General features: G+C 33.5%; 11 protein-coding genes. All 11 read left to right on the top strand.

Features of this window, described 5'->3' with window-relative positions:
* Window positions 1–68 precede the first annotated feature (68 nt).
* The 11 genes from WR164_RS04800 (at window position 69) to WR164_RS04750 (ending at window position 13,957) form a co-directional block, all read left to right on the top strand.
* Window positions 69–1,067: a D-2-hydroxyacid dehydrogenase gene (locus WR164_RS04800; RefSeq protein WP_286136419.1), complete on the top strand. Its 999-nt coding sequence runs from the start codon at window positions 69–71 to the stop codon at window positions 1,065–1,067.
* 212 nt (window positions 1,068–1,279) lie between these two features.
* Entirely contained in the window at window positions 1,280–2,059 is a 780-nt protein-coding gene (gene rpsB, locus WR164_RS04795; protein ID WP_286136418.1) for a 30S ribosomal protein S2, read from the top strand.
* Window positions 2,060–2,215: 156 nt separating this feature from the next.
* Window positions 2,216–3,091: a translation elongation factor Ts gene (tsf, locus tag WR164_RS04790; protein WP_286136417.1), complete on the top strand. Its 876-nt coding sequence runs from the start codon at window positions 2,216–2,218 to the stop codon at window positions 3,089–3,091.
* A gap of 137 nt (window positions 3,092–3,228) precedes the next feature.
* On the top strand, window positions 3,229–3,960 hold the full coding sequence (gene pyrH, locus WR164_RS04785) for a UMP kinase (protein WP_286136416.1): 732 nt from the start codon (window positions 3,229–3,231) through the stop codon (window positions 3,958–3,960).
* Window positions 3,957–4,520 carry a ribosome recycling factor gene (gene frr / locus WR164_RS04780; protein WP_373876897.1) on the top strand — a complete coding sequence of 188 codons (564 nt, stop codon included), beginning with the start codon at window positions 3,957–3,959 and terminating at the stop codon, window positions 4,518–4,520. The genes pyrH and frr overlap by 4 nt, the downstream gene beginning before the upstream one ends.
* A gap of 31 nt (window positions 4,521–4,551) precedes the next feature.
* Window positions 4,552–4,959, top strand: a complete 408-nt coding sequence (locus WR164_RS04775; protein ID WP_286136415.1) for a hypothetical protein — start codon at window positions 4,552–4,554, stop codon at window positions 4,957–4,959.
* Window positions 4,960–5,052: 93 nt separating this feature from the next.
* Complete coding sequence (uppS, locus tag WR164_RS04770; protein ID WP_286136414.1) at window positions 5,053–5,796, top strand: undecaprenyl pyrophosphate synthase; 744 nt, start codon at window positions 5,053–5,055, stop codon at window positions 5,794–5,796.
* A gap of 22 nt (window positions 5,797–5,818) precedes the next feature.
* A complete protein-coding gene (locus tag WR164_RS04765; protein ID WP_286136413.1) occupies window positions 5,819–6,607 on the top strand; it encodes a phosphatidate cytidylyltransferase in 789 nt (262 codons plus the stop codon).
* A gap of 20 nt (window positions 6,608–6,627) precedes the next feature.
* The gene (gene rseP, locus WR164_RS04760) at window positions 6,628–7,902 is read left to right on the top strand and encodes an RIP metalloprotease RseP (RefSeq protein WP_286136412.1); all 1,275 of its coding nucleotides are present in this window, start codon (window positions 6,628–6,630) and stop codon (window positions 7,900–7,902) included.
* A gap of 11 nt (window positions 7,903–7,913) precedes the next feature.
* Complete coding sequence (locus WR164_RS04755) at window positions 7,914–9,602, top strand: proline--tRNA ligase (protein WP_286136411.1); 1,689 nt, start codon at window positions 7,914–7,916, stop codon at window positions 9,600–9,602.
* 35 nt (window positions 9,603–9,637) lie between these two features.
* Window positions 9,638–13,957: a PolC-type DNA polymerase III gene (locus WR164_RS04750; RefSeq protein ID WP_286136410.1), complete on the top strand. Its 4,320-nt coding sequence runs from the start codon at window positions 9,638–9,640 to the stop codon at window positions 13,955–13,957.
* Window positions 13,958–13,972 lie beyond the last annotated feature (15 nt).

Raw genomic sequence — 13,972 nt, 5'->3', positions numbered from 1 at the left:
TAAAATGTAATTTTTCATTAAATAGTGAAAATTCACTAAATTCCATTTTATTTTGGAGGTAATTAATGATGAAAATCATTGCATATGGTATTCGTAATGATGAAATGCCTTATTTGAAACAATGGGATCAAGAAAACCCAGATGTAGAAGTAAAGAGTGAATCAGCACTTTTAGATGATAAAACTGTTGATGAAGCTAAAGGCTTTGATGGTGTTGTTGCATACCAACAAAAACCTTACACTGCTTCTATTTTAGACAAATTAGGTCGTTTCGGTATTAAAGCATTATCATTAAGAAATGTTGGTGTTGATAATGTTGATGCTGATGCTGTTAAACGTAACAATATTAAAGTAACTAACGTTCCTGCATATTCACCAAACGCAATTGCAGAACTTGCTGTTACTGAAATGATGCGTTTACTACGTAACACTAAAAAATTTGAACGTAAACAACGTGAAGGTGACTTACGTTGGGCTCCTGATGTTGGTGAAGAAATGGGGCACAAGACCGTTGGTATTTTTGGAACTGGTCATATTGGCCGTGTTGTATTAAATATTTGCCGCGGCTTTGGTGCTAACGTTATTGGATATGATCCATACCCTAATCCTCAATTACAAAAGGAAGGTATTTACGTTAAAACACCAAAAGAATTATACGAAAAATCAGATATCATTACCTTACATGCTCCAGCATTAAAGAGTAATGAACACATGGTTAGCGATAAAGCATTTTCTGAAATGAAAGATGGCGCTTACTTAATTAATGCTGCCCGTGGTTCTTTAGTTGATACTGATGCTTTAATTAAAGCATTAGATAGCGGCAAACTTGCTGGTGCTGCTTTAGATACCTATGAAGATGAGGTTGGCGTCTTCAATAAGAATTTTGGTAGCTTTGATGCTATTTCTGATGACAGACTTAAGAATTTAATGAAGCGTGATAATGTATTAGTTACCCCACACATTGCTTTCTATACTAAGACTGCCGTTCATAACATGGTTAAATTCTCAATGGACGCTAACAAGTCATTAATTCAAACTGGCAATTCAGATAAATTAGTTAAGTTTTAATTAATAACTATTTATAATTAAAAGTCATAATCTTAATTAAGATTATGACTTTTTTTGATATTCGCTTGCAAAATAAATTATTATTAGATATACTTAACTTTGTTATTATTTATAACAATTCGCACCCGTTGTAATAGTTTAGTTAGTGCTATTTAGTGTCTAAGCTAAGTGATCAGCGGGGAGGAAAAACTATTTATTGGAGGATTAATTTTATGTCTGTAGTTTCTATGAAACAATTACTAGAAGCTGGTGTTCATTTCGGACACCAAACCCGTCGTTGGAATCCTAAAATGAAGAAGTATATCTTCACAGAACGTAACGGGATTTATATTATTGATTTACAAAAGACCGTTAAGATGTTAGATAACGCTTATAAATATATGCGTGATGAAGCATCTAAGGGTGCTGTTGTTTTATTTGTTGGTACTAAGAAACAAGCTCAAGATACCATTCAAAAAGAAGCAACTAGAGCTGGTCAATATTATGTTAATGTTCGTTGGTTAGGTGGTACTTTAACTAACTGGACAACTATCCAATCTCGAATTAAGTACTTAAAGCACTTAAAGAAGATTTCTGAGGATGGTACATTTGATCGCCTTCCTAAGAAAGAAGTTGCTACTCTTAAGAAGCGTGGTGCAAAATTAGAACGTTTCTTAGGTGGAATTAAAGATATGCCTAAGATCCCTGATGTTATGTTTATTGTTGACCCTCGTAAAGAACAAATTGCCGTTAACGAAGCTCATAAATTAAATATTCCAATCGTTGCAATGGTTGATACTAATACTGATCCTGATGACATCGATGTTATTATTCCATCTAATGATGATGCAATCCGTGCCGTTCGTTTAATTACATCTAAGATGGCTGATGCTATTGTTGAAGGTCGCCAAGGTAAAGATAAGAATATTGACGAAAAAACCTTCTCAAAGGGTAATGATAAAAAAGAATCAAAAAATACTGATGAAAAATCAGAAAGCAAAAACGAAAAGTAATCTAAGTAATTCATAGTTAATATTACTTAATGCTTAGGCTAACTCATAAGACCGGGTAGTGGCCTGGGCTTTGGGTTAGCTTTTTTGTTTGTTAATTAAATAATGATTTTATAAAATTAAAGATAACTATTAAAATTCATAAGGAGGCCATATATTATGGCAAGTGTTTCTGCATCACAAGTAAAAGCATTACGTGATAAAACAAGTGTTGGAATTATGGATGCTAAAAAGGCTTTAGAAGCATCTAATGGTGATGAAAAAAAGGCAATTGACTTTTTACGTGAAAAGGGAATTGCCAAAGCTAAGAAAAAGAGTGGTAAAGTTGCTGATAACGGATTAACTAAGATTGTTGTTTCCGGTGATAAAGCCGCCATTGTTGAAGTTAACTCTGAAACTGATTTCGTTTCAAGTAGTAAAGACTTTAAGAATTTAGTTGATTTAATTGCTAACAAAATTGCAACTGAAAATCCTAGTACTTTAGATGATGCATTAAAATTACCTACTGATAATGGAACTTTAAATGATGATATCATTAAAACAACTCAAATCACTGGTGAAAAAATTAATTTACGTCGTTTCAAAGTATTAAGGAAGGGATCAGACGACCACTTTGGTGCATATGTTCATAATGGTAGCCAAATTGCTGCTTTAGTAGTATTGAGTGGTGCTGACGATACCACCGCTAAACAAATTGCAATGCACGTTGCAGCTTTAAACCCTGAATACTTAACTAAGGATGAAATTCCTTCAGATCGACTAGAACATGAAAAAGAAGTTCTAAAGAAGGAAGCTTTAAATGAAGGTAAACCAGAAAAAATTGTTAAAATGATGGTTAAAGGTCGTTTAAATAAACGTTTATCTGAAATTTGCCTAGCTAACCAAGCCTTTGTAATGGATAACGACCAATCTGTTTCTAAGTTTGTTGCATCTAAAGGCGGTAAATTAAAGTCATTTGTTAGGTACCAAGTTGGTGAAGGAATCGAAAAGAAAACAGATAACTTTGCTGATGAAGTTAAGAACCAAATGAAATAAATTAATTTTTAATATTGATTAAAGAAAAGTGTGTTTAATACACGCTTTTTTTTATACCGATTTAATTGATAATAATTGTCGTTTCTTTTATTATTATGCTAAAATTGTTTGTAGTAAAATTAATAGGAGGGAACTAAATGGCAGCTTTGAAGTATAAGCGTGTTCTTTTAAAATTAAGTGGTGAAGCTTTAGCTGGTGACCAGAAAATGGGGTTAAATCCACCAGTAATTAAATCAATTGCTAAGGAAATTAAAAATATTTATCATCTTGGAATTCAAATTTCAATTGTTGTTGGTGGTGGTAACATGTGGCGAGGCATTACCGGCGCTAAAATGGGAATGGAAAGGGTCCAAGCTGATTATATTGGAATGTTAGCAACAATTATGAATGGTTTAGCATTACAAGATAATTTAGAATCAATTGGTGTTCCCACTAGGGTTCAAACATCAATTGAAATGAGACAGATTGCTGAACCTTATATTAGAAGAAAGGCAATTCGTCATTTACAAAAAGATCGGGTTGTGATTTTTGCTGGTGGAACCGGTAATCCTTATTTCTCAACTGATACCACTGCTTCATTACGTGCTGCCGAGATCAATGCTGATGCAATTTTAATGGCTAAAAACGGTGTTGATGGAATTTATTCTGCTGATCCAAAGAAAGATCCTAATGCTAAAAAATATGATACTTTAAGTTACATGGATATTATTGATAAGGGTTTGAATGTAATGGATAATACTGCTTGTTCATTAGCAATGGATAATAACATTCCGTTCGTTGTTTTTAATTTAAATCAACCTGGTAATATTGAAAAAGTGGTTAAAGGTCAAAAAATCGGAACAACTGTTAAGGAGAGTGACAATTCATGATTAATTCTAATAATGTAATTCAAGATACTAAGAAAAAAATGAAAAAAGCCCAAAATGTTTTATCTGAGAACTTAGGTAAAATTAGAGCAGGCCGTGCTAATGCAAGCATTTTAAGCGATGTTATGGTTAATTATTATGGTGCACCAACACCATTAAACCAAGTTGCTTCAATTAAAATTCCTGAACCACGTGTGATTATGGTTACACCATATGATAAAGGTTCTATGGATGATGTTGTTAAGGGAATTTTAAAAGCCGATATTGGTATCAATCCAGCTAATGATGGTGATGTCATTAGATTGGTGATTCCACAATTAACTGAAGAACGAAGAAATGAATTAGCTAAAAAAGTTAAGGCCGTTGGTGAAGAAAGCAAAGTTGCCGTTCGAAACGTCCGAAGAGAAGCAATGGATGATGCTAAAAAAGGTAACAGTGATGATGATTTAACTGATGATGAAGAATATAACTTAGAACAGCAAATTCAAAAATTAACTGATCAAGCAATTAACGGCGTTGAAAAAATTGTTTCTGATAAAGAAAAGGATATCAAAGGAAATTAATTTTTATTGCTTAATTTAAGGAGGATTGCTTATGGCAGATGAAATTGAAATGATACCAGGCACTCCTCAATTTAATCGAATTGTGCTTAAATTGAATGATCGAATAACTCCTCAAACACTAACCATGCTTAGTTATAATCATCGTCAATTAAAATTAATTCAAGATGGAATTTATATTATGCCCGCTTATATTAATTTATCAGCTGGATTTAACTTGTTCTTCATCGTTGCTCAGTTGATTCAAGATGATTGGATTATGGCATTTGCTAAAGCCAATATAAAAAATGAGTATGAAATTACTAATTTATCAAATCCAATTCCAACTGGGAAGGGATTAAATGAATTAGATCGATATGATTCAGATAAAGCTAATCAAATTTTAAAATATTTCAACACCTTGGTTGAAACTAAACATGGTAATTGGCGTTTAATTCAATAATTAAGATCGAATTGAATATGTTTAACAAGGATGAGGAATTTTTTACTCATCCTTTCTTTATTTTATAAATAAATTTAGGAAGTGATTAAAATAATGAATGATAATTTAAACCATTTGATTGACTTAGACCACGTTCCTAATCACATTGCCATTATTATGGATGGTAATGGCAGATGGGCTAAGAAAAGACATTTACCCAGAATTGCGGGCCATAAACGTGGAATGAACGTTGTTGAAAAAATTGCTAAGGATGCTAATTCATTAGGCGTTAAAGTTTTAACACTGTATGCTTTTTCAACTGAAAATTGGAAACGCCCAAGTAAAGAAGTAAATTATTTAATGTCACTTCCAACCACTTTTTTTAACCGGTTTGTTCCAGAATTAGTTCAAAACAATGTTCAAGTAAAAGCCATTGGTGATTTAAAGCATCTCCCTAAATCTACTTATCAAGCAATGATTAAAGCAATGGAAGATACCAAGAATTGCGATGGGATGATTTTAAATTTTGCTGTTAATTATGGTGGACATAATGAAATTGTTACTGCAGCTCAAAAGATTGCTAAAGAAGTTAAAAACGGGCAATTAAATGTATCGAATATTAATGAAGAGTGTTTTGAAGATCATTTAATGACTAATTTTTTAGGCCCTTTTTCTAATCCAGATTTATTAATCAGAACTGGCGGTGAAAAACGAATTTCCAATTTTTTACTATGGCAGCTTGCTTATAGTGAATTTATTTTTGTTGATGAATATTGGCCTGATTTTGATAAAAAATCATTAGTTGATTGTATTCACGAATTTCAACACCGTAATAGAAGGTTTGGTGGATTGAAATAGAACTAAGGTAGGTAATAATAAAATGAAGAAACGTGTCATTACAGCAGTAGTAGCATTAATGATTTTTATTCCACTATTAATTTTGGGTGGAATTTGGCTTGATATTACTGCTTTTGTTTTGGGAATGATTGCATTATCTGAAATTTTAATCATGAAGAAACAAATTTTAGTTTCCATAGAAGCAATTATTTCATTAATTGGAACTTTATTTGTGATTGCTCCAGTAGGTTGGTATCAAAATGTTCCAACGTTGATTAGGAATCCATTTTTTGCTTTATACATATTCATAGTTCTTTTGTTATTAAGCACAGTATTTACTGATAATCGCTTTTCATTTGATGATGCTGGTGTAATTTCACTAGGAATGATGTATATTGGAATGGGATTTCACTATTTTCTAGCCGCAAGGGCGGAAAATTGGACAATTATCATGTACGCTTTGTTGATTGTTTGGTGTACAGATAGTGGTGCTTATATATTTGGTAAAAAATTTGGTAAACATAAATTATCACCTGTTAGCCCCAATAAAACATGGGAAGGATCCATCGGTGGTACTGTTTTAGCAGTAATTGTATGTACAATTTGGTTAATGTTCTTCCCTAATCATATTTACAATAATTTGATCATGTTTTTCATTACCATTTTGCTATCAATTACTGGTCAATTTGGTGATTTAATTGAATCAGCAATTAAACGGTATTATGGTGTAAAGGATTCTGGTAAAATTTTACCAGGACATGGTGGAATTTTAGATCGCTTTGATAGTCTATTATTGGTACTACCAGTTCTACATCTTGTTGGAATCATCTAGTTAAGGAGAGATATCGATAAATGATTATAACTATTATTACCTTCATCATTGTATTTGGTATTTTAGTTGTCGTTCATGAATTTGGTCACTTCATTGTGGCTAAAAAATCGGGAATCATGGTCAGGGAATTTTCGATTGGAATGGGACCTAAAATTTTCTACCATCGTTTTAACGGAACTACTTATACGCTTCGGATGCTGCCAATTGGCGGATATGTAAGAATGGCCGGTAGTGCTGATGATGAAGATGAAGAAATTCAACCGGGAACGCCTGTAACATTAAAAGTTAGTAACCATAATCAGGTTAGTTCAATTAATTTAAGTAAAAAGCAGACCTTGTTTCAAGGAATCCCAGTAATTGTTACGGATTCTGATTTAGAAAGGGAATTATGGATTAAGGGTTATCAAAATGGTGACGAGTCATCCGTTAAAAAATATTCTGTTGATCATGATGCCACCATTGTTGAATCTGATGGGACTGAAGTCCAGATTGCACCGTTAGATGTTCAGTTTCAATCAGCTCCACTTTGGAAGCGGATCCTTACTAATTTTGCAGGAATTTTTAATAATGTTCTTTTGGCAGTTATAACCTTTATGATTTTATCGTTTGTTCAAGGTGGGGTTTCAACCAATTCTAATCAGGTTAATCCATTACCGAAAAGTTCTGCTGCTAGGAACGCTGGAATTAAATCAAATGACCGTATTACAAATGTCAATGGGACTAAAACTGATAACTGGAATCAGCTACAAGTTGCAATTCAAAAACATCCTAATCAAAAAATTAAACTGGCTGTCAATCATAATGGTAGTCAAAAAAATGTTACGTTAAAGACGGATTCAACCAAAGCCAATGGTAAAAAGGTTGGTGTTATTGGTGTTAAAAATGTTTTAGACCATAGTTTTACTGCTAAATTAATGTCTGGGATTACTCAAACATGGTCAATGACTGTTTTACTGGTTGGTTTCTTGTTTAGGATGATTATGGGACACTTTAGTTTGAATGACCTTGGGGGACCGGTTGCTATTTTTGCAACCACTTCCCAAGCAACAAAATTAGGATTATCAGGGGTATTATACTTTTTAGGCTTTCTATCAATTAATTTAGCAATCGTTAATTTAGTTCCAATTCCTGCATTAGATGGTGGTAAAATATTGTTGAATATAATTGAAGGAATTAGGAGAAAACCACTTTCAGAAAAAGTTGAAATGATAATTACATTTATTGGCTTTGCTTTTATTTTAGTTTTGATGGTACTGGTTACTTGGAATGATATTGAACGGTACTTCTTACATTAAGGGGAGATTTTATGCGACAATCAAAAATGTTTATACCAACGCTTAAGGAAGCGCCAAAGGGTGCTGAAGCCCTAAGTCATAAAATGATGCTTAGAGCAGGTTATATTAGACAAATATCGGCTGGTGTTTATGCTTATTTACCACTAGCTTATCGAGTCCTCTCTAACATTGAGCAAATTGTTAGGGATGAAATGAATAAAATTGGTGCTAACGAAATGTTATTGCCGACAATTTTGCCTGCTAAATTATGGAAACAATCTGGACGTTATCAGACTTATGGTCCGGAACTATTCAAATTTAAAAATCGACATAATACGGATTTTATTTTAGGTCCAACCCATGAAGAAACAATTGCATCATTATTTCATGGAAATATTAATTCATATAAAGAATTACCACTAGTTGTTTATCAAATTCAATCCAAATATCGTGACGAAGATCGTCCAAGGTATGGTTTGTTGCGTGGCCGTGAATTTATGATGAAAGATGCATATTCATTCACTGTTGATAAAGACGGATTGGATAAAATATATGATCAGATGGAATCAGCATATTCTAAGATTTTTGACCGCTTGAATCTTAATTACCGAAGTATTATTGGAAACGGTGGTGCAATGGGAGGTTCCGACTCAGAAGAATTTTCTGCACCGGCTGCTGTTGGTGAAGATACAATTGTATATTCTGACAATAGTGACTATGCATCAAATTTAGAGATGGCTAAAAGTGCATACCATCCAGTTAAATCGCATGCTAAACCTGGTGAGTTGAAAAAGATTTCAGTTTCAAATGAACAGAATGAAGTTAAAGATAATGTCATCAAAAGCGTTCTTTATATTGCTGATCAGAAACCAGTTTTAGTTTTGATTCGTGCCGATGATAAAATTAACGAAGTCAAAGTAAAGAACTATTTAAAATCTGATTTCTTGGATCAGGCTACTGATAATGAAGTTAAGAAGTATATGGGAACAACACCTAACTATGCTGGACCCATTGATGTATCATCTTCAGTTAAGGTAATTGCTGATCAGAACGTTCAAGAAATGGTAAATGCTTCTGCGGGCGCTAATCTTGATGGTTATTACTATCAAAATGTTAATCCAGGCCGTGACTTTAAACCTAATGACTATGATGACTTTAGAGTTGTAAGAGAAGGCGAAACGTCACCAGATCATAAGGGTAAATTGAAATTCACCCGTGGAATCGAAATTGCCCATATCTTTAAATTAGGAACAAGGTATACTAAGGATTTTAAGACGAACGTGTTAGATCAAAATGGTCGTAACAAACCGATTGTAATGGGATGCTATGGGATTGGAATCAGTCGATTATTATCCGCAATTGCTGAACAACAATCCGATCAAAATGGTTTGGTTTGGCCGACTTCAATTGCTCCATTTGATGTTCATGTCATTCCAGTAAACGTTAAAAAAGATAGCCAGAGACAATTAGCATCTGAAATCAATCAAGAACTAAATGATGCCGGTTATAAAGTTCTGTATGATGATCGTAAAGAAAGGGCCGGAGCTAAATTTGCTGATGCTGATTTGATTGGAATTCCAATTCGAATTACAGTCGGTCGTAAAGCAGATGATGGAATTGTTGAAGTTAAAATTAGAAAGACTGGTTCAACAATTGAAGTAAAGAAAGCCGAATTAAGTAATACCATTAAAATTCTTTTGAATGAATTGAACAGTAAGTAAATTAAATATTTTAATGATTGACAGGAGGATTAAACGTGAGTTTAAATCAGCATGAGTTGTTTCAAAAATTATTGGAACAATTGCAATTGAAAAATAAAGCTGATGAGGATTATTTTAAGGATGCTAAAATCAATAGGTTAGAAATTCACGAAAAGTCTAAAATTTGGCAATTTGATCTTCAATTAAATCAAATTATGCCCTTTGATGCTTTTTCAGATTTTTATCATCGAATGGAGACAGCATTTGATCAAATTGCAAAAATAAAAATAAAAATTCAAGTTGATGATCCTAAAATGAATAATCGATTACTCGGTGATTATTGGCATTGGATTTTAAAGCACAATTCAACCTCGCTGTCACCTTCATTAATTCAAGAATTATGTGATGGAATTCCTAAATTAAGTGATGGTCGGGTTAATTTCTTAGCCAAAAATGAAATTGTAAAAGACTTTTTAACCCATAAAGCACTTGGCCCAATTGAAGAACAATATCAAAGTTTGGGTTTTCCAAAATTTATGATTCATACATTTGTTGATGAAAATCAATCACAAGCAAAAATCAAAGAATTTAAAGCTGCTCATGAACAGCGTGATGCAAAATTAGCTAAAAAAGCAACCGATGCAATTAAGAGTGCGGAAGCTAAACGAGCTAAAAATGCTAAGGAACATCATGGTCCCTTAATGATTGGGAAACAGATTAGTACTGATCAAAATATTGTTCATATGAAGGATATTCTTCAAGAAGAGCGTTCGGTGGTTGTTAATGGTTATATTTTTAATAAGGAAATTCGTTCACTTCGTTCCGGACGTCAATTACTTATTTTAGAAATTACTGACTATACTTCTTCAATCGAAGTTAAAAAGTTTTCTAGAAATGAAGATGACGAGGCACAATTTAGTAGTATCGAAGAGGGCAGCTGGGTTAAAATTCGTGGAAGTGTTCGAGAGGATAATTATACCCATGAATTAACTTTGAATGCTTATGATATTAACCCATTCCATCATAAAGGCAGGCAGGATACCGCTAATAAAAAACGGGTTGAATTACATTTGCATACCAATATGAGTCAGATGGATGCAACCAATGATATTAGTGATTTCGTAAAACGTGCGAAAGAATGGGGACATCCAGCGATTGCAATTACTGATCATGCTGCTGTTCAAGGATTTCCTGCTGCTTTTAAAGCTAGCCAAAAAAATCATATTAAAATGATTTATGGTGTTGAAGCTAACGTTGTTGATGATGGGATTCCAATTACTTATAATACTGATCACAGAGGATTAAAAGATGCCACTTACGTTGTTTTTGATACTGAAACAACTGGATTGTCCGGTATTTATGATCGGGTAATTGAACTATCTGCCGTTAAAATGCATCATAATGATATTTTGGATCAATTTGAAGAATTTATTGATCCGGGCTTCCCATTAGCAGAACAAACTACTAAATTGACATCAATTACTAATGAAATGGTTAAAGGTTCTAAATCTGAAGAAGAAGTTTTTAAAGAATTTAGAAAATTCTGTGGTGATGATGTCATTGTTGGACATAATGTTACCTTTGATATTGGATTTATGAATCATGGTTATAAACGTCATGGAATGCCAGAAGTTAAGAATCCCATTATTGATACATTGACCTTAGCTAGATTTTTGTACCCCCATTTTGGAAATTATCGTTTAAATACTTTAACTAAAAAGTTTCATGTTACTTTAACTCATCATCACCGTGCAATATCTGATGCAACAAGTACGGGACGCTTGAATTATATTTTCATTAAAGATGCCGAAAAACGATATGGAATTAAAACTTTGAATCAGTTAAATGATCATATGACCGATAATAATGCATATAAGCATGCCCGTCCTTTCCATGCTATCTTGCTTGCTAAAACGCAAAAGGGTTTGAAGAACATGTTTAAACTAGTTTCTTTAGCCCATATTAATTACTTTTACCGGGTTCCAAGGATTCCACGCAGTCAACTTACTAAATACCGTAAGGGTATCATTGTTGGTTCAGCTTGTCATTCTGGAGAAGTATTCATTGCAATGATGCAAAAGGGGTATTCGGAAGCTAAACGGCGTGCTAAATTTTATGATTATTTGGAAGTTCAGCCACAAGCTAATTATGCACCGTTAATTGAATCACATTTGATTCATGATCTTGATCATCTTCATGATATTATTAAAAAAATGATTAAATTGGGCAAAGAACTTCATAAACCTGTAGTTGCAACTGGGGATGCACATTATTTAGATCCCCATGATTATATTTATAGAAAAATTTTGATTCATTCTCAAGGTGGTGCTAATCGTCTAAATCGTGAAACATTGCCTAAGGTTCCTTTTAGAACGACAAATGAAATGCTTGATGATTTTAGTTACTTAGGTTCAGCAACCGCTCAAAAAATAGTTGTTGATAATTCACAAAAAATTGCAAATGAAATTGGTGATATCCATCCAGTAAAGGATCATTTATATACTCCTCACATGGATGGCGCTGAAGAAGAAATTAAAAAGAGAACCATTGACACTGCCCATAACTATTATGGCAATCCACTTCCTAAACTTGTGAAGGATCGTTTAGATTTAGAATTGGATAGTATTATTCGGAACGGTTTCTCAGTAATTTACTTAATTGCACAACGTCTTGTTTCTAAAAGTAATAAAGACGGTTATTTAGTAGGATCACGTGGATCGGTTGGTTCAAGTTTGGTTGCTACAATGGCCGGGATTACTGAAGTTAATCCACTTCCACCGCACTATCGTTGTCCAAAATGTCAGTATTCGCATTTCTTTACAAAGGGTGAATATAGTTCAGGATTTGATTTACCCCATAAGAAATGTCCTAAATGTGGAACAATGATGATTGGTGATGGACATAATATTCCATTTCAAACTTTCTTAGGATTCAAAGGAGATAAAGTTCCAGATATTGATTTAAATTTCTCTGGTGATTATCAACCCATTGCTCATAATTACATGAAGGTTTTGTTCGGTGAAAAAAATGTTTATCGTGCCGGAACGATTGGAACCGTTGCTGATAAAACGGCTTATGGTTATACTAAAGCTTATGAACGTGATACTAATCAGGAACTAAGGAATGCTGAAACTGACCGATTAGCTAAGGGTGATACAGGTGTTAAGCGAACAACTGGCCAACATCCCGCCGGAATTATTATTGTTCCTAATAACATGGATATTTTTGATTTTACGCCAATCCAATATCCAGCCAATGATTCTAACACTAATTGGAAAACTACCCATTTTGATTTCCATTCGATTCATGATAATATGCTAAAAATGGATATCTTGGGGCATGATGATCCAACGATGATTAGAAAATTACAAGATTTATCTGGAATCGAACCTAAGTCAATTCCTGTTGATGATCCTGAAGTTATGAAAATATTCTCTGGACCTGAAGTTTTGGGTGTTAATTCTAAACAGATTTTTTCAAAAACCGGAACCCTAGGTGTTCCTGAATTTGGGACTAGGTTTGTTCGTGGGATGTTAGAAGAAACCCATCCTAAGAAATTTTCTGAGTTGCTTCAAATATCCGGTTTATCGCATGGAACCGGAGTGTGGTTAGACAATGCTGAAGAATTAATTAAAAAGGGCATCGTTGATATTGCACATGTAATTGGATGTCGTGATAATATTATGACTGATTTGATTCAATGGGGGGTTAAATCTGAAACTTCATTTCAAGTGATGGAATCAGTCCGGCATGGTCGTGGCATTGCGGATAATTTCATGAAAGAATTAAAAGATGCTAATGTTCCAGATTGGTATATTAAATCTTGCTTAAAGATTCAATACATGTTTCCACGTGCCCATGCGGCAGCTTATGTTCTAATGGCATTGAGAATTGCTTACTTTAAGGTTTACTTCCCATTAATTTACTATGCGGCATACTTTTCAATTCGTGCTGATGAATTTGATATTGTTGCAATGTGTAATGGTAAAGAAGCCGTTAAAAAACGGATTAAGGAAATTAATGCTGAGGGTAGTGATGCATCCGTTAAGGATAAGAATTTATTGACCGTCTTAGAGTTAGCAAATGAAATGCAGGAACGTGGGTTTGATTTTGAAATGATTGACTTAAAGCGTTCAGATGCATCCCAGTGGATCATTGATGGTAATAAGTTAATTGCACCATTTAATTCGGCACCTGGATTAGGTTCTAACGTTGCAAAGCAAATTGTTGCTGCCCGTGCCGATAAACCATTTATATCAAAAGAAGATTTATCTAAACGTGGCAAAGTTTCTAAAAAACTAATTCAATTTATGACCGAAAATGGCACTTTGAAGGGAATGCCCGATAAAAATCAACTTAGTTTATTTGATATGTAACTAAATGCATCTTAA

This window comes from Philodulcilactobacillus myokonensis, assembly GCF_027923585.1.
In the GTDB taxonomy this organism is placed as follows: Bacteria; Bacillota; Bacilli; order Lactobacillales; family Lactobacillaceae; genus Philodulcilactobacillus; species Philodulcilactobacillus myokonensis.
This window is presented reverse-complemented; position numbering and strand designations above follow the sequence as displayed.

Bases quoted from the DNA above. Each gene is read 5' to 3' on its own strand.
- WR164_RS04800 (WP_286136419.1), top strand. From the start codon at position 69: ATGAAAATCATTGCATATGGTATTCGTAATGATGAAATGCCTTATTTG.
- rpsB (WP_286136418.1), top strand. From the start codon at position 1,280: ATGTCTGTAGTTTCTATGAAACAATTACTAGAAGCTGGTGTTCATTTC.
- tsf (WP_286136417.1), top strand. From the start codon at position 2,216: ATGGCAAGTGTTTCTGCATCACAAGTAAAAGCATTACGTGATAAAACA.
- pyrH (WP_286136416.1), top strand. From the start codon at position 3,229: ATGGCAGCTTTGAAGTATAAGCGTGTTCTTTTAAAATTAAGTGGTGAA.
- frr (WP_373876897.1), top strand. From the start codon at position 3,957: ATGATTAATTCTAATAATGTAATTCAAGATACTAAGAAAAAAATGAAA.
- WR164_RS04775 (WP_286136415.1), top strand. From the start codon at position 4,552: ATGGCAGATGAAATTGAAATGATACCAGGCACTCCTCAATTTAATCGA.
- uppS (WP_286136414.1), top strand. From the start codon at position 5,053: ATGAATGATAATTTAAACCATTTGATTGACTTAGACCACGTTCCTAAT.
- WR164_RS04765 (WP_286136413.1), top strand. From the start codon at position 5,819: ATGAAGAAACGTGTCATTACAGCAGTAGTAGCATTAATGATTTTTATT.
- rseP (WP_286136412.1), top strand. From the start codon at position 6,628: ATGATTATAACTATTATTACCTTCATCATTGTATTTGGTATTTTAGTT.
- WR164_RS04755 (WP_286136411.1), top strand. From the start codon at position 7,914: ATGCGACAATCAAAAATGTTTATACCAACGCTTAAGGAAGCGCCAAAG.